At 70.1% G+C, this 21,689-nt stretch carries 21 protein-coding genes and 1 pseudogene; 11 read left to right on the top strand and 11 right to left on the bottom strand.

From position 1 onward, the window contains the following. Window positions 1-85 precede the first annotated feature (85 nt). From N8I84_RS13315 to yjfF, 5 genes are all read left to right on the top strand, one after another. Window positions 86-1,102 (top strand): LacI family DNA-binding transcriptional regulator, encoded by a 1,017-nt coding sequence (locus N8I84_RS13315; protein ID WP_390899029.1) that lies wholly within the window; start codon window positions 86-88, stop codon window positions 1,100-1,102. Between the two features lie 138 nt (window positions 1,103-1,240). Continuing rightward, window positions 1,241-2,245 carry an ABC transporter substrate-binding protein gene (locus N8I84_RS13310; RefSeq protein WP_263229733.1) on the top strand — a complete coding sequence of 335 codons (1,005 nt, stop codon included), beginning with the start codon at window positions 1,241-1,243 and terminating at the stop codon, window positions 2,243-2,245. A 96-nt stretch (window positions 2,246-2,341) separates the two neighbouring features. Next, entirely contained in the window at window positions 2,342-3,880 is a 1,539-nt protein-coding gene (locus N8I84_RS13305; RefSeq protein ID WP_263229732.1) for a sugar ABC transporter ATP-binding protein, read from the top strand. Beyond that, on the top strand, window positions 3,877-4,974 hold the full coding sequence (locus tag N8I84_RS13300; protein ID WP_263229731.1) for an ABC transporter permease: 1,098 nt from the start codon (window positions 3,877-3,879) through the stop codon (window positions 4,972-4,974). Before N8I84_RS13305 ends, N8I84_RS13300 begins: the two co-directional genes overlap by 4 nt. Beyond that, the gene (yjfF, locus tag N8I84_RS13295) at window positions 4,974-5,996 is read left to right on the top strand and encodes a galactofuranose ABC transporter, permease protein YjfF (protein ID WP_263229730.1); all 1,023 of its coding nucleotides are present in this window, start codon (window positions 4,974-4,976) and stop codon (window positions 5,994-5,996) included. Before N8I84_RS13300 ends, yjfF begins: the two co-directional genes overlap by 1 nt. A gap of 115 nt (window positions 5,997-6,111) precedes the next feature. Here yjfF and N8I84_RS13290 read toward each other — a convergent pair whose 3' ends face one another. Beyond that, complete coding sequence (locus N8I84_RS13290) at window positions 6,112-6,567, bottom strand: MarR family winged helix-turn-helix transcriptional regulator (protein ID WP_263229729.1); 456 nt, start codon at window positions 6,565-6,567, stop codon at window positions 6,112-6,114. A gap of 90 nt (window positions 6,568-6,657) precedes the next feature. Here N8I84_RS13290 and N8I84_RS13285 point away from each other — a divergent pair, with 90 nt between their 5' ends. Together N8I84_RS13285 and N8I84_RS13280 are read left to right on the top strand one after the other, a co-directional pair. Continuing rightward, a complete protein-coding gene (locus tag N8I84_RS13285) occupies window positions 6,658-7,656 on the top strand; it encodes an NADP-dependent oxidoreductase (RefSeq protein WP_263229728.1) in 999 nt (332 codons plus the stop codon). Window positions 7,657-7,867: 211 nt separating this feature from the next. Further along, window positions 7,868-8,665, top strand: a complete 798-nt coding sequence (locus tag N8I84_RS13280; RefSeq protein WP_263229727.1) for an EI24 domain-containing protein — start codon at window positions 7,868-7,870, stop codon at window positions 8,663-8,665. Window positions 8,666-8,864: 199 nt separating this feature from the next. Here the strand turns inward: N8I84_RS13280 and N8I84_RS13275 are convergent, their stop codons facing one another. Both N8I84_RS13275 and N8I84_RS13270 read right to left on the bottom strand, forming a co-directional pair. Next, the gene (locus N8I84_RS13275) at window positions 8,865-9,836 is read right to left on the bottom strand and encodes an aldose epimerase family protein (RefSeq protein WP_263229726.1); all 972 of its coding nucleotides are present in this window, start codon (window positions 9,834-9,836) and stop codon (window positions 8,865-8,867) included. Between the two features lie 10 nt (window positions 9,837-9,846). Beyond that, window positions 9,847-10,737 (bottom strand): SGNH/GDSL hydrolase family protein, encoded by an 891-nt coding sequence (locus N8I84_RS13270; protein ID WP_263229725.1) that lies wholly within the window; start codon window positions 10,735-10,737, stop codon window positions 9,847-9,849. Between the two features lie 203 nt (window positions 10,738-10,940). On the opposite strand from N8I84_RS13270, the gene N8I84_RS13265 reads away from it, so the two are divergent. Next, window positions 10,941-11,435: a DUF3145 domain-containing protein gene (locus N8I84_RS13265; protein ID WP_263229724.1), complete on the top strand. Its 495-nt coding sequence runs from the start codon at window positions 10,941-10,943 to the stop codon at window positions 11,433-11,435. Window positions 11,436-11,520: 85 nt separating this feature from the next. Here N8I84_RS13265 and fabF read toward each other — a convergent pair whose 3' ends face one another. The 5 genes from fabF to fasR form a co-directional block, all read right to left on the bottom strand. Beyond that, window positions 11,521-12,792: a beta-ketoacyl-ACP synthase II gene (gene fabF, locus N8I84_RS13260; RefSeq protein WP_263229723.1), complete on the bottom strand. Its 1,272-nt coding sequence runs from the start codon at window positions 12,790-12,792 to the stop codon at window positions 11,521-11,523. A gap of 120 nt (window positions 12,793-12,912) precedes the next feature. Then, window positions 12,913-13,161, bottom strand: coding sequence for an acyl carrier protein (locus N8I84_RS13255; protein ID WP_043440034.1), 249 nt, complete (start codon window positions 13,159-13,161; stop codon window positions 12,913-12,915). Window positions 13,162-13,264: 103 nt separating this feature from the next. Beyond that, entirely contained in the window at window positions 13,265-14,296 is a 1,032-nt protein-coding gene (locus N8I84_RS13250) for a ketoacyl-ACP synthase III (RefSeq protein ID WP_263229721.1), read from the bottom strand. A 16-nt stretch (window positions 14,297-14,312) separates the two neighbouring features. Continuing rightward, window positions 14,313-15,251, bottom strand: coding sequence for an ACP S-malonyltransferase (locus tag N8I84_RS13245; protein ID WP_263229720.1), 939 nt, complete (start codon window positions 15,249-15,251; stop codon window positions 14,313-14,315). Window positions 15,252-15,340: 89 nt separating this feature from the next. Next, window positions 15,341-16,546, bottom strand: coding sequence for a fatty acid biosynthesis transcriptional regulator FasR (fasR, locus tag N8I84_RS13240; RefSeq protein WP_200417197.1), 1,206 nt, complete (start codon window positions 16,544-16,546; stop codon window positions 15,341-15,343). 80 nt (window positions 16,547-16,626) lie between these two features. On the opposite strand from fasR, the gene N8I84_RS13235 reads away from it, so the two are divergent. Further along, window positions 16,627-17,283, top strand: coding sequence for a pirin family protein (locus N8I84_RS13235; RefSeq protein ID WP_263229719.1), 657 nt, complete (start codon window positions 16,627-16,629; stop codon window positions 17,281-17,283). A gap of 501 nt (window positions 17,284-17,784) precedes the next feature. On the opposite strand, the gene N8I84_RS13230 is transcribed toward N8I84_RS13235, so the two are convergent. Beyond that, on the bottom strand, window positions 17,785-18,606 hold the full coding sequence (locus N8I84_RS13230; RefSeq protein WP_263229718.1) for a serine hydrolase domain-containing protein: 822 nt from the start codon (window positions 18,604-18,606) through the stop codon (window positions 17,785-17,787). A 19-nt stretch (window positions 18,607-18,625) separates the two neighbouring features. Then, window positions 18,626-19,117, bottom strand: coding sequence for a GNAT family N-acetyltransferase (locus tag N8I84_RS13225; protein WP_263229717.1), 492 nt, complete (start codon window positions 19,115-19,117; stop codon window positions 18,626-18,628). Between the two features lie 96 nt (window positions 19,118-19,213). Between N8I84_RS13225 and N8I84_RS13220 the strand changes: the two genes are divergently transcribed. Together N8I84_RS13220 and N8I84_RS13215 are read left to right on the top strand one after the other, a co-directional pair. Then, window positions 19,214-19,690: a MerR family transcriptional regulator gene (locus tag N8I84_RS13220; RefSeq protein WP_263229716.1), complete on the top strand. Its 477-nt coding sequence runs from the start codon at window positions 19,214-19,216 to the stop codon at window positions 19,688-19,690. Continuing rightward, entirely contained in the window at window positions 19,687-20,703 is a 1,017-nt protein-coding gene (locus N8I84_RS13215) for an aldo/keto reductase (protein ID WP_263229715.1), read from the top strand. The genes N8I84_RS13220 and N8I84_RS13215 overlap by 4 nt, the downstream gene beginning before the upstream one ends. 102 nt (window positions 20,704-20,805) lie before the next feature. Here N8I84_RS13215 and N8I84_RS13210 read toward each other — a convergent pair. Beyond that, window positions 20,806-21,656 (bottom strand): annotated as a pseudogene (locus N8I84_RS13210) (DUF4429 domain-containing protein). Between the last annotated feature and the right edge of the window lie 33 nt (window positions 21,657-21,689).

Here is a 21,689-nt window from a genome sequence, read left to right as displayed (position 1 = left end):
CGACCGCCCACAGCGCAGGACTTACCGGCAGACGGGCGTCAGGGGAGGTGTGGTCGTGACAAGCAGTGAGGTTCGACCGCCCACCATGGCGGACGTGGCGCGTGTGGCCGGTGTGTCCCACCAGACCGTGTCCCGTGTGCTGGGGGACCACCCCAACGTGCGGGACGCGACACGGGCCAGGGTGCTGCGCGCGATCGAGGAGATGGGCTATCGCCGCAACTCCTCCGCGCGGGCTCTGGTGACTCGGCGCACCCGGACGCTGGGTGTGGTCGCCTCCGACACCACCCTCTACGGACCGGCCAGTACGCTGTTCGCACTCGAGGAGGCGGCGCGCGCCGAGGGGTATCTCGTCTCGACGGTCAGCCTGCGCAAGCTGACCATGGAGACGCTCGCCGAAGCCATGGACCACCTCAGCGAGGGCGGAGTGGAAGGAGTGGTCACCATCGCTCCGCAGCGGTCGGCGGTGGACGCTCTCGCCGAACTCCGTTACCCCTTCCCGGTGGTGGTCGTGGGCAGCGCGCCGGGCGTCGACATCCCGGGCGTCAGTGTGGACCAGCACCTGGGAGCGACGCTGGCCACCAGTCATCTGCTGGCCGCCGGCCACCGCACGGTCTGGCACCTCGCCGGGCCCGAGGACTGGCAGGAGGCGGCCGATCGGGCCGCCGGCTGGCGGGCGACGCTCGAAGCGGCCGGCGTCGAGCCGCCCATGCTGCTGCGCGGGGACTGGAGTCCGCTGTCGGGTTACCGCGCAGGCCAGGAACTGGCCGGCTGGGTGCGCCGGGGGCTGACCGCCGTCTTCGTGGCCAACGACCAGATGGCACTGGGGGTGTTGCGGGCCCTGCGTGAGGCGGGGGTCCGAACGCCCCAGGACGTCGCGGTGGTCGGTTTCGACGACATCCCGGAGTCGGAGTTCTATGCTCCTCCTCTCACCACCGTTCGGCAGGACTTCTCGACAGTGGGCAGGCGAGGCATCGCGCTGCTCCTGGAGTTGATCGAGGGCCGGCCACCCGCCACCACGGCCCGGATCACGATCGAACCCCAACTCGTCGTCCGCGCCAGCACTTTCCCGTACGCCGCTCAAACGGAGGGCGTACACCACTGACCAACCGATCGGCCGCTCTGTACGCAGAAACGTGGTCGATATCTCGAACAATGATCGACAGGTTGGACGCGCCGCGGCCGACTCCCTCCAGCACCAGCGGGTCCAATCTCCCGGGTCGGCTCTTCAAAGGAGAAGAACATGCTCAACAGAAGGAACTTCCTCACGGCGGCGGTCGGCGTGGCGGCCGCGGGCGGCCTGGCGGCCTGCGCCAAGACGGACGACAGCTCCTCCGGTTCCTCCGGGGGCGGCAAAAAGACGATCACCCTCGGCTTCTCCCAGGTCGGTTCCGAAAGCGGCTGGCGCAGCGCCAACACCACCTCGGTGAAGGACGCGGCCAAGGCGGCGGGTTACAACCTCAAGTTCTCCGACGCCCAGCAGAAGCAGGAGAACCAGATCTCCGCCATCCGCAGCTACATCGCGCAGAAGGTGGACGTCATCGCCTTCTCGCCGGTGGTCGTCACCGGCTGGGACGCGGTGCTCAAGGAGGCCAAGGCCGCGAAGATCCCCGTGGTCCTCACCGACCGCTCGGTGGAGACCTCCGACGACTCCTTGTACGTGACCCTGGTCGGCTCCGACTTCACCGACGAGGGCCGCCGCGCCGCGAGGATCCTGGAGAAGGTCCTTCAGAAGGCCGGCCACAAGGGTGCGGTGAAGATCGCCCAGCTGGAGGGCACCACCGGCGCCGCCCCGGCGATCGAGCGCGCCAAGGGCTTCAAGGAGGTCATGGACGCGCAGCACAAGGACGACTGGAAGATCGTCGTCAGCCAGACCGGTGACTTCACCCGCGCCGGCGGCAAGCAGGTCATGGCGGCCTTCCTGCAGTCCAACCCGGATGTCAACGTGCTCTTCGCGCACAACGACGACATGGCCCTCGGCGCCATCCAGTCCATCGAGGCGGCGGGCAAGAAGCCCGGCAAGGACATCCTGATCGTCTCGATCGACGGCGTCCACGACGGCTTCGTGGCCATGTCCCAGGGCAAGATCAACGCCATCGTCGAGTGCAACCCGCTGCTCGGCCCCCAGCTCATGGAGGTCGTGAAGCAGGTTCACGACGGCCAGAAGGTCGAGCGCTGGATCAAGACCAAGGAGGGCGACTACATGCAGGACCAGGCCGCAGCCGCGCTCCCGAACCGCAAGTACTGACCGACCGCGCCCACCGGCAGGGAGCCTCCGTCCGGCCGAGCACTCGGTCACGGGGCTCCCTGCGGGCCTGAACCAGTCTCAATGAGGAGCGCTGCCATGGCAGAGCCGCGGCCCGTCCTGGAAATGACGGGCATTGTCAAAGAGTTCCCGGGGGTACGGGCTCTGTCGGACGTCGACTTCCGGCTCTTCCCCGGCGAGATCCACGCCCTGATCGGCGAGAACGGCGCGGGCAAGTCCACCCTCATCAAGGTGCTGACGGGGGTCTACTCCCTGGACGGCGGCACGGTCACGCTGGACGGGAAGTCCGTGCGGTTCGGCAGCCCGCTGCAGGCACAGCAGGCCGGCATCAGCACGGTCTACCAGGAGGTCAACCTCTGCCCGAACCTGTCGGTGGCGGAGAACATCTTCATCGGGCGCGAACCGACCCGTATGGGCCGCATCCAGTGGAAGCGGCTGCGCAAGGAGGCGGCAGAGCTCGTCGACCGGCTCGGCCTCGACATCGACGTCACCGCTCCCCTGTCCTCGTACCCGCTGGCGGTGCAGCAACTGGTCGCGATCGTGCGGTCGGTGGGCACCGGCGGCAGCGGCGACGAGGGCCCGGGCACCAAGGTGCTGATCCTCGACGAGCCGACCTCCAGCCTCGACCGGGACGAGGTCCTCGAACTGTTCGCCCTCATGCGGCGGCTGAAGGGCGAGGGCGTCGCGATCCTGTTCGTCTCGCACTTCCTCGACCAGATCTACGAGGTCTGCGACCGGATGACCGTGCTGCGCAACGGCACCCTCGTCGGTGAGCACATGGTGCGCGACCTCGATCAGGTCGGCCTCGTCCAGCTCATGCTCGGCAAGGCACTGGACCAGCTGGAGGAGCTCCACGACCAGCAGCTGCACTCCGACCTCGGCGAGACGCTGCTCCAGGCGGACGGCCTCGGCAGGACCGGCGGCATCGCGCCCTTCGACCTGGAGATCAAGAAGGGCGAAGTGGTCGGGCTCGCCGGCCTGCTCGGATCGGGACGGACCGAACTCGCCCGGTTGCTCTTCGGCGCCGACCAGCCGGACAGCGGCAAGGTGTCCATCGGCGGCAAGCAGGTGTCGATGAGCGCTCCCAACGACGCGATCGGCGCCGGCGTCGCGTTCTGTTCCGAGAACCGCAAGACCGAGGGCCTGGTGCCCGATCTGACGGTGCGGGAGAACATCATCCTGGCACTGCAGGCCGCGCGCGGCTGGACCCGGCCCATCCCGGTCTCGCAGCGCGACGAACTCGTCGCCAAGTACATCAAGGCGCTGGACATCCGCCCCGCCAATCCCGAGGCCCGGGTCGGACAACTCAGCGGCGGCAACCAGCAGAAGGTGCTGCTGGCCCGCTGGCTGATCACCCAGCCGAAGCTGCTGATCCTGGACGAGCCGACGCGCGGCATCGACATCGGCGCGAAGGCTGAGATCCAGAAGCTCGTGGTCTCACTCTCAGAGGACGGCATGTCCGTCCTGTACATCGCGGGCGAGCTGGAGGAGGTACTCCGGCTCAGTCACACCATCGGAGTGCTGCGCGACCGCCGGCTGGTGGCGCAGATCGCCAACGGGCCCGAGATCACGACCAGCCGGATCCTGGAGACCATCGCGAGCGGAGAGCACCAGTGACCACCTCTTCCCGATGGCGAGCGCTGACCCAACACCACCTTTTCTGGCCGGTGGCGGTCCTAGTCCTCCTGTTGCTCGTCAACGTTCCCTTTACGCCCGACTTCTTCTCCGTCCGGATGTCGGGCGGCCACCTGTACGGCAGCCTCGTCTCGATCGTGCTGTTCGGATCGCCCCTGATCCTGGTGGCGGTCGGTATGACCCTGGTCATCGCGACCGGAGGCATCGACCTCTCCGTCGGCGCGGTGGTCGCCATCACCGGAGCGCTGGCCTGCTCGTACATCAGCCACCAGGCCGACCAGAACGCCCTGTCCGGGGTGCTGCTCGCCATGGGTCTGGGCCTGCTGGCCGCGGTCGTCTGCGGTCTGTGGAACGGCTTCCTGGTAGCCAGGATGGGCATCCAGCCGATCATCGCCACGCTGATCATCATGGTCGCCGGTCGCGGTGTCGCCCAGCTGATCAGCGGCGGCCAGATCATCACCGTGAACAGCGACCCGTACAAGCTGATCGGCGGCGGCTACTGGCTGACGCTGCCGTTCTCCATCTTCGTGGTGGCCGTGGTCGTGGCCGTCACCGTCGCGCTGACCCGCCGCACGGCACTCGGTCTGCTCGTCGAGTCGGTCGGCGGCAACGCCGAGGCCAGCCGCCTGGTGGGCATCAGGTCCCGGCGCATCAAGATCATGGTGTACGTGTTCTGTGCGCTGTGCGCCGGCATCGCGGGCCTGATGATCAGCTCCAACACCTCGGCCGCGGACGGCAACAACGCCGGCCTGTGGATCGAACTCGACGCGATCCTCGCCGTGGTGATCGGCGGCACCTCGCTCCTGGGCGGCCGGTTCTCCGTCGGCGGCACGGTGGTCGGCGCCCTGGTCATCCAGACCCTGACCACCACGATCTACACCATCGGTGTGCCGACCCAGACCAACCTGGTCTTCAAGGCCGCCGTCGTCATCGTCGTCTGCCTGCTGCAGTCCCCGAAGTTCCGCGCCAGGCTGTTCGGTGCCAGGTTCGGCGGGAAGGGGAGCGCCACGCCGGCCGCGGCCCCGGCGGACACCGCCGCGGCGGCCGACGCCGCTCCCAAGATGGAGGTGTCGTGATGAGCGCGACCACCCAGAGCCCCACGGCGCCGGACAGCCGTGCTCCGTCCAAGGCCCGGCGCCTGCTCGGTGACCAGCGCCTGCCCGTAGCGGCGACGGCACTGCTCTTCCTCGTGATGTACGGCGTCGGCCTGAGCCGCTACCAGTACTACGGGTTCGCCGAACCGCAGGTCTTCCTGAACCTGTTCATCGACAACGGCTATCTGCTGGTCGCGGCCGTCGGCGCCACCTTCGTCATCCTCTCCGGCGGCATCGACCTGTCCGTCGGCTCGATGATGGGCTTCACGACGATGTTCACGGCCTGGCTGGTGGAGCGCCAGGGGGTGCCGCTGCCGCTCGTGATCCCCATGGCGCTGGGCGTGGGCGCCTTCGGTGGGTTCCTGATGGGCTACGTGATCCAGAACTTCGAGATCCAGCCCTTCATCGTGACCCTCGCCGGGCTCTTCCTCTTCCGCGGCCTGTGCCTGGTCATCAGCAAGGAGTCGATCTCCATCAGCGACGCCTCGGTGAGCAGCATGGCCGATGCGCAGGTGTCGCTGGGGGTGGGCTTCCTGTCGATCGGTGCGATCGTCGCGCTGGTCGTCCTCGCCGTGGCGTTCTACGTCCTGCACTACACGCGCTTCGGGCGCCGGGTGTACGCCATCGGCGGCAACGAGCACTCGGCCATGCTGATGGGTCTCCCGCAGGGCGGTACGAAGATCGCCGTGTACACGGTGAGCGGCTTCTGCTCTGCGCTCGCCGGTCTCCTGTTCACCCTGTACATCCAGTCCGGTGACCCGTTGCACGCCACCGGCATGGAACTCGACGCGATCGCCGCGGTCGTGATCGGCGGCACGCTGCTGACGGGTGGCTCCGGCTACGTGCTGGGAACCCTGTTCGGTGTGCTGGTGCTGGGCCTGATCAAGAGCATCATCCAGTTCGAGGGCACGCTGAGCTCCTGGTGGACGAAGATCGCCACCGGTGTGCTGCTGTGCGTGTTCATCCTGGTCCAGCGGATCATGACGGCCCGCAAGAGGACCTGATCCGTAAGGGACGTTGCCAGTCCGGGCGGTCCGGGGCACTCCGTGCACCGGACCGCTCGTCCGTTTCCGCCCCGGTGGCGCGCGAGGCCGACAGGGCCTGCGGTACCACCCGTTCTCAGTGTCCCTGAGTGGTGCCCGAGGTCAGCATCCGCTGCAACAGTCCCCGCATCACATGGCGCTCGTCCTCGGTGAGCGCCGCCAGGGGCTCTTTCGCGAAGCGCAGTGACTCGCGCAGGCTGCGGGCGACGCGGCGGCCGTCGTCCGTCGCCGCGGCCAGCTTCACCCGGCGGTCCGCCGGGTCCGGGCGGCGTTCGACCAGGCCGCGAGACTCCAGGCGGTCGACGATGCCGGTGACGTTCGACGGCTCGCACTTCAGTTTCTGGGCCAGCTTGCGCATCGGCAGCGGCTCCAGCGACAGAAGGCTGAGCAGGCGTGCCTGTGCGCCGGTCAGCGCGTGCTCGCCGGCCGCTGTCTCGTAGTCCTCGTAGAAGCGGGCCACCACCTCGCCGATGAGTTCGACGACTTCCAGGGTCAGGGCGTCGGGGCGAGGGGTTTTCCGGAGAGTGGCCATGGGCTTCAGGATACCCGGTTACTTGACAGACTGAAATATTCAGGAGCATGGTTGTTTTAGGTACTGAAGTAAATCCCGAAAGGCACAGTCATGATCAACCGCGAGTGGCACCTGCTCAGCCGACCGGTCGGCTGGCCGAAGCCCGAGGACTTCGCCCTGGTCGACGCGGAGGCCCCGACGCCGGGCGAGGGTCAGGTGCTGGTGCGGAACAAGTACCTCTCCGTCGACCCGTACATGCGTGGCCGCATGAGTGCCGCCAAGTCCTACGTCGCCCCCTTCGAGCTCGGCAAGGTCATGCAGGGCGGAGCGGTCGGCGAGGTCGTGGCCTCCAACGCCGAGGGCCTCGCCGTCGGCGACCACGTGCTGCACTTCTTCGGCTGGCGCGAGTACGCGGCAGTGGACGCGAAGAACGCCGTCAAGGTCGACCCCGGGACCGCGCCCCTCTCCACGTACCTGGGCGTCCTCGGCATGACCGGCCTCACCGCCTACGCCGGCCTGCTGCGCACCGCGGCCTTCAAGGAGGGCGACTCCGTCTTCGTCTCCGGTGCCGCGGGCGCCGTCGGCAGCCAGGTCGGCCAGATCGCCAAGCTCAAGGGCGCCTCCCGGGTCATCGGTTCCGCGGGCTCCGACGAGAAGGTCAAGCTGCTGCTGGAGGAGTACGGCTTCGACGCCGCCTTCAACTACAAGAACGGCCCCGTGAGCGAGCAGCTCCGCGCCGCCGCCCCCGACGGGATCGACGTCTACTTCGACAACGTAGGCGGCGACCACCTGGAGGCCGCCATCAGCTCCCTCAACCGCGGTGGGCGCATCGCCGTATGCGGCATGATCTCCGTCTACAACAACACCGAGCCCGCCCCCGGTCCGAAGAACCTCGCCCGCCTCATCCAGACCCGCGGCCGGATCGAGGGCTTCCTGGTCGGCGACCACTACGACCTGCAGCCGCAGTTCGTCGAGGAGGTCGGCGCCTGGGTCCGCTCCGGCGAGCTGAAGTACCGCGAGACCGTCGTCGAGGGCATCGAGAACAACCTGGAGGCGTTCTTCGGCGTCCTGCGCGGCGACAACGTCGGCAAGATGATCGTCGCGCTCTGACCGGCGGAACACCGCCCGCCTCACCCGTGACGCCCGCCTGACCGGGTTCGTTGCGTACGACGAAGGCCGTGCCCTTGGACGTGGGGTGCGGCCTTCATCGTGCCGTCCGCCTCGGGGAATCGCCGCCTCCACGCGAGGGCGGCACGAGCATGACGGGCGACGGTGACGCCACCATGACAATCGAAAGGCTGATCGCCGATAGGGTTTTCCCATGCATGATCTGGGCGCGGGACTCGGCTATCTCCTCAAGGGTCAACGCTGGGTGGCCCGCCACGGCAAACAGTACGGCTTCGGCATCCTTCCGGGCCTGATCGCCCTCGTCCTGTACGCGGCGGCGCTCGTCGCACTCGCCCTGTGGGGCGACGACCTCGTCACCTGGGCCACCCCCTTCGCCGACGGCTGGCCGGACCCCTGGCTCGGGCTCTTCCGCGGTTTCCTCACCGTCGTGCTGTTCGCCCTCGCCCTCCTCCTCGCCGTCCTCACCTTCACCGCGGTCACCCTCCTCATAGGCCAGCCCTTCTACGAGAACCTCTCGGAGAAGGTCGACCGAGACGTCTCCCCGGACGGCACCGCGCCCGAGTCGGACCTGCCCCTGCACCGGGAGATGTGGATATCGGCCCGCGACAGCCTCCGCGTCCTCGTACGGGCCGCACTCTGGGGCGTCCTGCTCTTCGCCCTCGGCTTCCTGCCGTTCGTGGGCCAGACCGTCGTCCCGGTCATCGGCTTCTTCGTCACCGGCTTCTTCCTCACCGAGGAACTCACCGCCGTGGCGCTCCAGCGCCGCAGCGTCGAACTCCGCGACCGCCTCACACTGTTGCGCTCCCGCAAGCTGCTCGTCTGGGGCTTCGGCACACCCCTCGGCCTGGCGTTCCTCGTCCCGTTCGTCGCCGTCTTCCTGATGCCGGGCGCGGTCGCGGGCGCCACACTGCTGGCCCGGGACCTGCTGGGTGAGGAGAACGCGCGGGAGGCGGAGGACGCCCCCGAGGACGAGCAGATCACCCACCACTGAGGGCGCCTCCGGGGACGTACGCCGCCTCCCCGGGTGGACGTTTGTGAAGGGTTCGTACGGAATCCAGGGCGGACGCTCGATCGCCGACCACCGGGTCACGACGACGATTAACGTCTGAGGCGGGACCGAGTCCCCCTACGAACAGCCCCGGTCCGGGACCTGACGGCCGGACCGGGGCTCGTCGCTCGTTCGACGGACCTCAGCGCACCGAGAAGCGGTACACCGTCTCCGACCGGTACCCCTCGCCCGGCCGCAGCCGCGTGCTCGGGAAGTCCGGGCGGTTCGGGGAGTCCGGGAAGTGCTGGGTCTCCAGTGCGATGCCGTCGCCGGGGGCGAACGGGGCGCCGAGGTGGTCCGCCGTGTACAGCTGCAGGCCGGGCTCGGTCGTGGACACGGTGAGCAGGCGCCCCGACGCCGGGTCGTGCAGCTCGGCGACCTCGACCGGGGTGTGCGTCACACCCTTGTCGAGCACGAAGTTGTGGTCGTAGCCGGAGCCCACCTTCCGGGACTCCCGGAAGTCGAAACGGCTGCCCTCGACGGTCTCCGGCGCTCCCGTCGGGATCAGGTCCGCGTCCACCGGGGTGTACCGCGAGGCCGCGATGCTCAGCTCGTGGCCGCCCGCGTTCCCGGAACCCGCCAGGTTCCAGTACGAGTGGTTCGTCAGGTTCACCACGGTCGGCGCGTCCGTGACCGCCTCGTACACGATCCGCAGCGCGCCGTCCCCATCGAGGGTGTACGTCGCCGAGACCTCGAGCCGCCCCGGGAAGCCCTCCTCGCCGTGCGGGCTGACCCGGGACAGCCGGACGCCGTGCTCCACCGGCTCCACGTCCCAGACCCGCTTGTCGAAGCCCCGTGACCCGCCGTGCAGCGAGTTGGGGCCGTTGTTCGGCTCCAGCGAGTAGGTCCGGCCGTCGAGCGGGAAGCGGGCGCCCGCGATGCGGTTGGCGTACCGCCCGACCAGAGCCCCGAGGAACGGCTCAGGGTGGCGCAGATAGCCGTCCAGATCCGGGAAGCCCAGCACCACGTCCGCCCGGGCCCAGTCCCGGTCCGGGACCTCCGCCGACTGCACGACCCCGCCGTACGACAGGACGCGCACCCGCACCCCGCCCCGCTCCAGCGTCCAGCGGTGGACCGCCGAGCCGTCGGGAAGTGTGCCGAAAAGTTCGCTCATGTGGGAAACCCTAGGTCACGGGAGCCTCGGCGGTGACGGCACGGTAGGCGATCTCGGCGAGTCGTGCCTGACCGTTCCTGCTCGGGTGGAACCAGTCCCAGGGGCTCAACTGCGCGGGCCCGAAGCGGTAGTCGAAGACCGCGTTGCCGTCGAAGCGGCACCGCCGGTCCTTGGCGCACACCTCCTTCAGGACCCGGTTGTACTCCTCCACCCGCGACTGCACGGTGGCGCGCCGCTGGGTGGACGCGGCGTCCAGCGCGTCCGCGTTGCCCAGCATCGACGGGCAGATGCCCAGCTTCCACACCTGCTTGCCGAGCGCACTGGTGCGGCCCTCGGACCACAGCCGCATGAGGTTCGGCACGCTGGAGACGTACACCTGCGCCTTCGGCAGCGACCGGCGCAGGACGGCCATCGCGTCCTCGAACTGCTCGCGGAAGTCGTCGACCGGAGTCATCGCCGAGGTGGAGGAGCGGCAGGCGTCGTTGGCCCCGACCATCACCGTCACCAGTTCCGGCCTGCGCTGCACCGCCTGCGCGACCTGCCCGGCCAGGTCGGCCATCCGCGCCCCGGTCGCCGCGTAGTTCCAACTGTGCTCCGCCGCCCCGGTCGCCCCGAGCAGCCGTACGGCCAGGCTGTCGACGCCGGTGTCGGTGCCCGTGGCCCATGACACCTGGGGGCAGTCGGACAGCACGGTGCAGGCGTCGAAGCCGCGCGTGATGGAGTCGCCGACCGCGGCGATCGAGTCGGGGGAGCGGTTCCAGACCGGTTTCGGGGACGGCCGCGACGACGGCGCGGTGCCCCGCCCCCCGTCGCCACCCGAGGCGTCGCATCCGGCGAGCCCCAGGACGACCGCGGCCGCGACCGCGGCGACGGCCTTGAAGCGGTGGCTTCGCTTCCGCATCCCTGGTCCCCTCGTTCGACAGCGCTTCGAACACGCTGGGTCAGGCCCGCGTCCCCTTGGGTGAAACCTCGGCATTCACGGGCAACGGGACCGACGGTACGTCACACTCCTCGGCCCGCCGCACGGTAGCCTCGCCCCGTGGCCGCCCTTGCCACACCCGTTCCGCAAAGTTACAAGATGTGGCGCTCTGCCCGGAGGTTCAGGTGACGACACGTGGAGTCCTGTACGTGCACTCCGCGCCCCGCGCACTGTGCCCGCACGTCGAGTGGGCCGTCGCGGGCGTGCTGGGCACCCGCGTCAACCTAGACTGGATCCGGCAGCCCGCCGCCCCCGGCACCTGGAGATCGGAGTTCTCCTGGCAGGGCGAGGCCGGCACCGCCTCCAAGCTCGCCTCCGCGCTGCGCGGCTGGCAGCTCCTGCGCTTCGAGGTCACCGCGGAACCGTGCCCGACCGCCGAGGGCGAGCGCTACAGCTGTACCCCCGACCTGGGCATCTTCCACGCGGTCACCGGCATCCACGGCGACATCCTGATCCCCGAGGACCGGCTGCGCGCGGCCCTCATCCGCTCCCAGCGCGGCGAGAGCGACCTGGAGGCGGAACTGGCCCGGCTCCTGGGCAAGCCGTGGGACGACGAACTGGAACCGTTCCGGTACGCGGGTGAGGGAGCACCGGTGCGCTGGCTGCACCAGGTGGTCTGAAGACCTCCGCTCACGACGTGAGGGGCCCCCACCAGCCGGTGGAGGCCCCTCACGTGTAGTCGTGCATGTGTAGTCGCGGTGCTGATCAGACCGTCCGGAACGCCAGCACCACGTTGTGGCCGCCGAACCCGAACGAGTCGTTCAGCGCGGCGATCCGGCCCTCGGCCCGCAGCTTCCGGGCCTCCCCGCGGACGACGTCCGCGTTGGCCTCGGCCTCCGGGTCGATGTTCTGCACGTTGATCGTCGGCGGCGCCACCCGGTTGTACAGCGCGAGCACGGTCGCCACCGACTCCACGCCGCCCGCACCACCGAGAAGGTGACCGGTCATCGACTTGGTCGCGGAGACCGCCATGTGGTCCGCGTGGTCCCCGAACACCTTCCGCAGCGCCTTCAGTTCGGCGATGTCACCGGCCGGCGTCGAGGTGGCGTGCGCGTTGACGTGCACGATCTCCGCCGGGTCGAGGTCGCTGTTGTCCAGCAGGTTGTGCAGGGCGTGCGAGATGCCGCGGCCCTCGGGCTCGGGCTGCACGATGTCGTGGCCGTCGGCGGAGATGCCCTGGCCGACCGCCTCCGCGTAGACGCGGGCGCCGCGCTTGGCGGCGTGCTCGGCGGACTCCAGGACCAGGACGCCCGCGCCCTCACCGAGGACGAAGCCGTCACGGTCGACGTCGTAGGGACGCGAGGCCCCCTGCGGGTCGTCGTTGTTCTTGGACATCGCCATCATGTTGCCGAACGCGGCGATGGGCAGCGGGTGGATCGCCGCCTCCGTACCGCCGGCGACGACTACGTCGGCGCGGCCGGTGCGGATCATCTCGATGGCGTAGCCGATGGCCTCGGCCCCCGAAGCGCAGGCGGAGACCGGGGTGTGCACACCGGCGCGGGCGCCGACGAGCAGGCCCACGTTGGCGGACGGGCCGTTCGGCATCAGCATCGGCACGGTGTGCGGGGAGACACGGCGGACGCCCTTCTCCTTCAGCACGTCGTACTGGTCGAGGAGGGTCGTCACACCGCCGATGCCGGAGGCGATGACCGCGCCGAGCCGGTCGGGGTCGACGCTTGCGTCCTCGCCCGCCGTAGCGGTGAAACCGGCGTCAGCCCAGGCCTCCTTGGCCGCGATCAGCGCGAACTGCGCCGAACGGTCCAGACGGCGGGCCTGGGGCCGCGGGATGACCTCGGACGGCTCCACGGCGATCTGCGCGGCGATGCGGACCGCCTGCTCGGCGGCCCACTCCTGCTCCAGGGGTCCGACACCGGACTTGCCGGCGATCAGGCCCTCCCAGGTAGAGGCCGCGTCGCCACCCAGCGGTGTGGTTGCGCCGATACCGGTGACGACCACGGTGCGATTGGTCGAGCTCACGGGAATTCTTTCTCCAACGGATACGAGGATTCAGCGGCGCCACCGCCGGGTGGCGGGGCAACGGCCCGGCGACCGGACCACTGGCCCGGCGCCTGGCTGTCTGCCCAGGTGATCGGTCGATCAGGCCTGGTGCTTGAGGATGTACTCGGCGGCGTCACCGACCGTCTTGAGGTTCTTGACGTCGTCGTCGGGGATCTTGACGTCGAAGCGCTCCTCGGCGGCGACGACGACCTCGACCATCGACAGCGAGTCGACGTCCAGGTCGTCGGTGAAGGACTTGTCCAGCTGGACGTCCTCGGTGGGGATCCCGGCGATCTCGTTCACGATCTCGGCGAGACCGGCGACGATCTCTTCCTGAGTGGCGGCCATGTCAGGCGCTCCTTCGTAGATATCCATCAGGGTGTGGCGCCCGCCGCGTCAGCGGCAGGTGGTGCAGTTTCCGCACCGGACCGCATGATCCGGCACGGAGTGCCTAGGGGAGGGTAACGACCGTGGCGGCGTAGACGAGACCCGCCCCGAAGCCGATGACGAGCGCGGTGTCGCCGCTCTTCGCCTCGCCGGTCGCCAGGAGCCGCTCCATCGCGAGCGGGATCGAGGCGGCCGAGGTGTTGCCGGTGGTGCGGATGTCACGGGCGACCGTGACATGCTCCGGCAGCTTGAGAGTCTTCACCATCGAGTCGATGATCCGCACATTGGCCTGGTGCGGGATGAAGACGTCCAGGTCGTCCGAGGTGATCCCGGCCGCGTCCAGCGCCTGCTGGGCGACCTTCGCCATCTCGAACACGGCCCAGCGGAACACCGCCTGGCCCTCCTGCGTGATCGCGGGGAACTTGACGTTGCCCTCGCTGTCCACGGGGAGCTGGGAGACGTCGCCGAGCCGGAAGGCGTTCCACGGCACCGTCTGCTTGATCGTCTCGGACTTGTCGCCCTCCGAACCCCACACGGTCGGACCGATGTGCGGCTCCTCGGAGGGACCCACGACGACCGCGCCGGCACCGTCACCGAACAGGAAGGCGGTGGCCCGGTCCTCCAGGTCCGTCAGGTCCGACAGCCGCTCCACGCCGATGACGAGGACGTACTCCGCGGAGCCCTCGACGACCATGCCCTTGGCGAGCGTGAGGCCGTAGCCGAAGCCCGCGCAGCCCGCCGAGATGTCGAAGGCGGCGGCCTTGTTCGTGCCGAGCTTGTCGGCGATCTCGGTGGCGACGGCCGGGGTCTGGCTGAAGTGGGAGACGGTGGAGACGACGACCGCGCCGATCTGGTCGGCGGCGATCCCCGCGTCGGCGATCGCCTTGCCGGCCGCCTCGATCGACATCGCGGCGACGGTCTCCTCGTCGTTCGCCCAGTGCCGGGTCTCGATGCCGGAGCGGGAGCGGATCCACTCGTCGGAGGAGTCGATCTTCTCCAGGATCACCTCGTTCGGCACCACCCGGACCGGACGGTACCCGCCGACGCCGAGGATGCGCGCGTAGGGGGCGCCTTTGCGTGCCTTGATCTTCGACATGCTCTCGCTCTCCTGATCAGGCGCTGTGCTCGGCGATGAGTTCGCGAGCAGCGTCGAGGTCGTCGGGGGTCTTCAGGGCGAGGGTCTTGACGCCCGGCAGCGCGCGCTTGGCGATGCCGGTGAGGGTGCCGCCGGGGCACACCTCGATCAGCGCGGTCGCGCCCAGCTTCTCGAAGGTCTCCATGCACAGGTCCCAGCGGACCGGGTTGGCGACCTGGCCGACCAGGCGCTTGAGCACCTCGGCACCGGTCTCGACGGTCTGCCCGTCCTTGTTGGAGACGTAGGTGACCTTCGGGTCGTCGGGCGTCAGCGCCTCGGCGGCGTGCGCGAGGGCGTCGACCGCGGGGGCCATGTGGTGGGTGTGGAAGGCGCCGGCCACCTTCAGCGGAACGACCCGGCGCACACCCTCCGGCTTGTCCGCCTCCAGGGCGGCGAGCTGCTCCAGGGTGCCGGCGGCCACGATCTGCCCGGCGCCGTTCACGTTCGCCGGCGTCAGGCCCAGCTTGTCCAGGTGCGGGATCGTCGTCTCGGGGTCGCCGCCGAGCAGGGCCGACATGCCGGTGGGCGTGATCGCGGCGGCGTCCGCCATGGCCAGGCCCCGCTTGCGGACCAGGGTCAGCGCGGCGGTGTCGCCGAGGACGCCCGCGAAGGCCGCTGCGGTGATCTCGCCGACGCTGTGCCCGGCGACGGCGCCGGGAATGCCCGCCGCGTCAGCGGTAGATGTGCCGATACCGAGTGCCGCCGCGGACAGCAGCCCGGCGGCCACCAGCAGGGGCTGGGCCACGGCGGTGTCCCGGATGGCCTCGGCGTCGGCCTGCGTGCCGTAGTGGACGAGGTCCAGTCCGATGGCCTCCGACCAGGCGCCGACGCGGTCGGCGGCGCCGGGGAGGTCGAGCCAGGAGGTCAGGAAGCCGGGCGTCTGGGCGCCCTGGCCGGGAGCGACGAGTACGAGCACTCTCACACTCTCTCTTGGGGACGGCCGGGGCCGCCCGTGGGGACAAGGACGAAGAACCGCAGGGGGTTTTGTGGGCCCCCGACAAAAGACTAGGTCTGGGGATCACCCTCGGCCAGACGCCCCAGGATCAGTGCGATCCGCAACGTGAACGCGGAGCGTACATCAGAGGGTGACCAACCGGTGACGTCAGTCACACGTCGGAGCCGGTAGCGGACGGTGTTCGGGTGAACGAAGAGCATGCGTGCGGCGCCCTCGAGACTGGACGCCTGCTCCAGGTACACGCTGAGCGTTTCCAGCAGCGCCGAGCCCGCCTCCTCCAGCGGTCTGTAGATCTCCTCCACCAGTTGCTCGCGCGCACCCGGATCGCCTGCGATCGCGCGCTCCGGCAGCAGATCGTCCGCCAGGACCGGGCGCGGCGCGTCCTGCCAGGCGGAACACGCCTTCAGGCCCGCGGCCGCGGCCTGCGCGGACCGGGTCGCGGCGAGCAGATCGGGCACGATCGGCCCGGCGACGACCGGCCCGGCGGCGAACGGCCCGATCAGCGACTTGGCGACGGCGAGCGGATTGTCACTGCCGCCGGCGATGACCACGAGCCGGTCCCCGAGCACCCCGGTGAGGACCTGCAACTTGGCGTGCCGGGCAGCCCGTCGAATGGCCTCCACCGTCAACTCGCTGTCACCGTCGGGTGCCGTACCGAGCACCACGCACACATGTTCAGGCGAGTTCCAGCCAAGTGCGGCGGCCCGGCTGACGGCCCCCTCGTCGGCCTCCCCGCTGAGCACGGCGTTCACGACGAGCGACTCGAGCCGCGCGTCCCAGGCGCCGCGGGCCTCGGCGGCCTGGGCGTAGACCTGCGCGGTGGCGAAGGCGATCTCTCGCGCGTACACGAGGAGCGCCTCGCGCAGCACGGACTCGTCGCCGGGGGCGGCCACCTCGTCGATGGCGGACTCCATGACCTCGATGGTGGTGCGCACCATCTCCACGGTCTGCCGCAGGGTGATCGCCCTGGTCAGCTCGCGCGGCGCGGTGCCGAACACATCGGTGGAGATGGCCTGCGGGGCGTCCGGGTGCCGGAACCACTCGGTGAACGCGGCGATACCCGCCTGAGCCACCAGCCCGATCCAGGAACGGTTCTCCGGAGGCATCGCCCGGTACCAGGGCAGCGTCTCGTCCATGCGCGCGATGGCCTGCGCGGCGAGGCTTCCGGACGATTTCTCCAGCCGCTTCAGGGTCGCGGCGTGCGGATGGATGGAATGCGGTGCGGGCTCGGTGAGGCGGGCTTCGGGTTCGGGCACGGGGACAAGACTGCCTTATCGGGACGGGACCGTGTGGCGGGGGTCCCTGAGCGCGGGATGTACGGGGCTACGGTGGGGCTGTGATGGACGTACGGCGCACCGGCGAGCGCTACCGCGGAGGGGACCCGGCGGCCGGGATCGAGTCCCTGCACGCCTTCAGCTTCGGCCCGCACTACGACCCGGACAACCTCCGCTTCGGCGCGGTGATCGCCTGCAACGAGGAGCGGCTCGCACCGGGCGCCGGCTTCGACGAGCATCCGCACAGCCACACGGAGATCGTCACGTGGGTGGTGGAGGGCGAACTGACCCACCGCGACTCCACGGGCCGCACGTCGGTGATCCGCCCCGGCGACGTCCAGCGCCTGAGCGCGGGGGCGGGCGTCCGTCACGTCGAACGCAACGACGGTGAGAGCCCCCTGGTCTTCGTCCAGATGTGGCTGTCCCCCCTGACACCCGGCGGCGACCCGGTCTACGAGGTCGTCCACGGCATCGCCGACTCCACCCCGTACGCGGTGCCGGAGGCGGGCGCGATGCTCCATGTACGGCGCCTGGGCGCGGGGGAGCGGACGGCGGTGCCGGATGCGCCGTACCTGTACGTGCACGTGGTGCGCGGTGAAGTGCGACTGGACGGTGAGGAGTTGGGGCCGGGGGACGCGGTGCGGATCACGGACGCCAAGGACCTGGAGGCGGTGGCGGTGACGGGGGCGGAACTGCTGGTGTGGGAAATGACTCCCTAGCAGTGCGACGCCTCCGCACGCACACTCAGGGAAGGTGACCGACCCGTGCTCGTCCCGCTGGCACTGCCCGCCCTGTCGGCGAGCCCCGTCCGGCTCATGGCGGGCGTTGCCGAAAGCTCTTCGCCGCACTCCCCGGACGCCGTCCGGACTGGGCCCTGGACCTGTTGCGCTGGTGCGCCGTCATGGCGGCGGTCGCAGCTGTCGGCCTCTACCTGATCGGGCTCGGCGCGGTCGACTAGGCGGCGCACGAATCCGAGTCCGGCGCGGACTCGACCCCCTCCCCCTCCTGCCGCGACGTCCCGCGGGACGTCCGCGAGCACCTCGTCGGACACCGTCCGTCCCACCTGCCGTCGGGCTCCGACTGCGTCCTGGACGACGGCACGACGTATTCGGGCAGCGGCGTCCACACCTGGATGAACGCTCTCGTCGCCGCGTTCGGTCTGGGCGCCGCCGTGCTGACGGTGGCCTGGGGATTCGCGACCGAGCGCCGCTCCCGACCGGTCAGCCGCGCAGCTCCGCCAGCACCGCATCCGTGAACGGCGTCCACACCTCGATCGCCCAGGGTCCGAACGCCCGGTCCGTGAGGGCCGCGCACGCCACCCCCGCGTCCGGGTCGATCCACAGGAACGTCCCCGACTGCCCGAAGTGCCCGAAGGTCCTCGGCGAGGAAGAACTCCCCGTCCAGTGCGGCGACTTCGAGTCGCGGATCTCGAACCCCAACCCCCAGTCGTTCGGGTTCTGGTGCCCGTACCCGGGCAGCACCCCCTTCGTCCCGGGGTACTGCACCGTCATCGCCTCCGCCACCGTGCGGGGATCCAGCAGCCGCGGCGACTGCACCTCCGCCGCGAACCGTGCCAGGTCCGCCACCGTCGAGACGCCGTCCTTCGCCGGGGAGCCGTCGAGGGTCGTGGACGTCATGCCGAGCGGCTCCAGCACCGCCTGCCGGGCGTACTCGGCGAACGGGATGTCCGTCGCCTTCGCCACATGGTCGCCCAGCACCTCGAACCCCGCGTTCGAGTACAGCCGCCGCTCCCCGGGCGCCGACGTCACCCGGTGCTCGTCGAAGGCCAGCCCGGAGGTGTGCGCGAGCAGATGGCGCACCGTCGCGCCGGACGGCCCGGCGGGCTCGTCCAGCTCGATCGCACCCTCCTCGTATGCGACGAGCACCGCGTACGCGGCGAGCGGCTTGGTGACCGAGGCCAGCGGGAAGCGGTGGTCGACCGGACCGTGCGTACCGAGGACGGTGCCGTCCGCGCGGACGACCGCCGCGGCGGCGGTGGGAACGGGCCAGTTCTCGATCAGTGCCAGGCTCTGCAGGGGCATGCTCCCGAGCCTAAGCGGCTCACAGCTGCAACCGCATCGAGGGGTCAGGCTTGCGCACGAAGCCCAGCGACGCGTACAGCGGCTCCGCCTCGGCGGACGCGTTCAGGTCGACCTGGGGGACTCCCTGCTCCCGGAACCAGCCCAGCAGCTCCTCCATGCAGGCGCGGGCATAGCCGCGGCGGCGCGCGTCCGGATCGGTGGCGACGCTGAAGACGTGCCCCACCCGCCCGTGCGGATTGCCCGCCCGCCCGATCCGGTACTCGATCGTCCCGGCCACCAGCGCCGCCAGCGCCCCCGGCCGCTCCGGATGGTCCACGACGAACGCCGCGAAGCCGCCGTCCGGATCGGCGAGTCGGCCGCGCAGGGTCGGCAGGGACTCCTCGTGCCACTTTGTGGACGAGGCGGAGGAGGCGGAGGAGGAGCCGGTCGAGAAGACCGAGTCGATCATCACCTGGCGCAGGCGCAGCACTTCGTCGGCGTCCTCGGGCACGGCCCGGCGTACGAGACTCATGTCCCGCACGCTAGTCACAGCCCGTCGTCCGGGTCTCGCCATTTTCATCGCATTCCGCTTGCTTGGAGTGCACTCGAAGGCCCTAGCGTGGAGGCCATGACGGTGATCGAGACCTTGGCCGAGGCGGCCGAAAACGGGACCGACATCTGCGGCGTGCCGCCCGGGCGGCACCCCCGCCCCGATGGACAGGACAGTTACACGATCAGCGAGGTCGTCGCCTTCACCGGCCTGACGGCGCACACCCTGCGCTGGTACGAGCGGATCGGGCTGATGCCCGACGTGGACCGCTCGCACACCGGGCAGCGCCGCTACTGCAACGCCGACCTCGACTGGCTCGATCTCGTCGGCAAGCTCCGGCTCACCGGCATGCCCGTCGCCGACATGGTGCGCTACGCCGAGCTGGTCCGCGCCGGAGACCACACGTACGCCGAGCGCTACGAACTCCTGGAGGCGACCCGCCGGGACGTGCTCGCCCGGATCGCGGAGCTGCAGGACACGCTCGCGGTGCTCAACCGGAAGATCGATTTCTACGCGGACGCCGGGCGCGCCCTGGCGTCGGAGAGGCCCCGATGACGGACAGCAGGATCACGCAGGTGCGGCTCGGCGACGACGGCCCCGAGGTGGGTGTGCAGGGCCTCGGCTGCATGGGCATGAGCTTCGCGTACGGCCCCGCGGACGCCGAGGAGTCGCGTGCCACCCTGGAGCGGGCGCTGGAGCTCGGCGTCACCCTGTACGACACGGCGGACATGTACGGCGCGGGGGAGAACGAGAGGTTCCTGTCGCCGTTCTTCAAGGCGCACCGGGACGAGGTCGTCATCGCCACCAAGTTCGCGATCTCGACCTCGCCCGACGACCCGTTCAAGCGGGTCGTCCGCAACGACCCGCCGTACATCCGTCAGTGCGTCGAGGCGAGCCTGAAGCGCCTGGACGTCGACGTGATCGACCTCTATTACATGCACCGCCGGGACGTGAACGTCCCGATCGAGGAGTCCGTCGGCACGATGGCGGAGCTGGTGCGCGAGGGCAAGGTCAAGCACCTGGGGCTGAGCGAGGTCACCGCCGACGAACTCCGGGCGGCCCAGGCCGTCCACCCGATCGCCGCCGTTCAGTCGGAGTGGTCGCTGTTCAGCCGTGACATCGAGGCCCATGTGGTGCCGGCCGCCAAGGAGCTGGGCGTGGCCCTGGTGCCGTACTCGCCGCTCGGCCGAGGCTTCCTCACGGGCTCCTTCTCGAACGCGGAGACGGACCTCACGGACCAGGACTTCCGCCGTACGATGCCCCGTTTCACGGGCGAGAACGCGGCCGCCAACGTGGCGCTCCTCGAACCGATCCGGTCCGTCGCGAAGGCCCACGGCGCTTCGCCGGCGCAGATCGCGCTGGCCTGGGTGCAGCAGCAGGCCACGGTGCGCGGCCTCGCGGTGGTCCCCATCCCGGGTACGACCAAGCGCCACCGCATCGAGGAGAACGTGGAGGCCGCACGCATCGTCCTGACGGAGGAGGAACTGTCCCTGCTGGAGCCGATCGCGGCCAAGGTGGCGGGCGACCGCTACCCGGACATGAGCTTCACGTCGGTGGGGCGGGAGTAGGCGCATCGCAAGGGCCGGAGTGGTACGCCCCGACAGGGGCGCGGGCCTGCGACATCGTGCGGGCCCGCACCCGGCAGGGAAGTCGCCCCGCACCGGGCGGGGCTAAAGCTCCGCCAGCAACTCCGCCTTCTTCACGCAGAACTCCTCGTCCGTGACGAGCCCCGCCTCGTGCAGCTCCCCGAGGTGGCGAATCCGCTCGGCGATGTCCGCCGGGTCCCGCCGGGGGCGGGCACCGCGACCGGGGCGGTGCCCGCGCCGCGCACCGCGGCCAGCACCGCCGCGGCGAACGGCAACGACTCGTGCACCGGGCCGTAGCCGAGCCCGAACACCACAGCCGCCGGGTCCTGGTCCGGCTGAGCCGGCGGCAGGCCACCCGCATCTCGGCGCAGCAACCGCAGGTAGCCGTCGAACACCTCGGGCGACCGCCACTCCACCCCGCTGAGGCCGGTGACCGGGAAACTCTGGTCGCCGGCCTTCCACTTGGCCGAGGACGCGCCCGTCCAGAACCAGCGGAAGGACACCGCCTTGCCGTCGAAGGACGCCTTCCCGTCGTATGCCTTGAACTGCAGCGGCGCCTCGGGCGGCGCGACCAGGAACCGCTCGGCCGGAGTGTCGTCCCCGCCGATACGGGCGCGCAGCTCGTCCGCGTAGGACTCGGCCAGGGTCTCCCGGGCGGCGGGCAGGACCAGCCGGTAGGGGTCGGAGGACTCCTTGAGCTGTCCGTCCGCCGCCTCCATCAGCGGGTCGGCGCCGGGTCTCGGCACCGCGTGCAGGACCACGGTCCCGCGTCTGCCCGGGCTCAGTGCGACCCCAGCGATCGCCTCCAGGGGTATACGGCGCTGCCCGAGCGCCTGGAACAGCTTCGGTGTGCGGATCCCCCGTTCGAAGCGGATGAGCACGGAGTCGGACTCGAACTCCCAGACGGCATGAAATCCGGCCAGTACGTCACCCATGCGGCTCATCGTATGCGGCACGCGCTCCTCCGT

This window comes from Streptomyces cynarae (genome assembly GCF_025642135.1).
GTDB lineage: Bacteria > Actinomycetota > Actinomycetes > Streptomycetales > Streptomycetaceae > Streptomyces > Streptomyces cynarae.
Note: the sequence above shows the minus strand (reverse complement) of the source record. Positions and strands in the feature narration are given on the sequence as shown.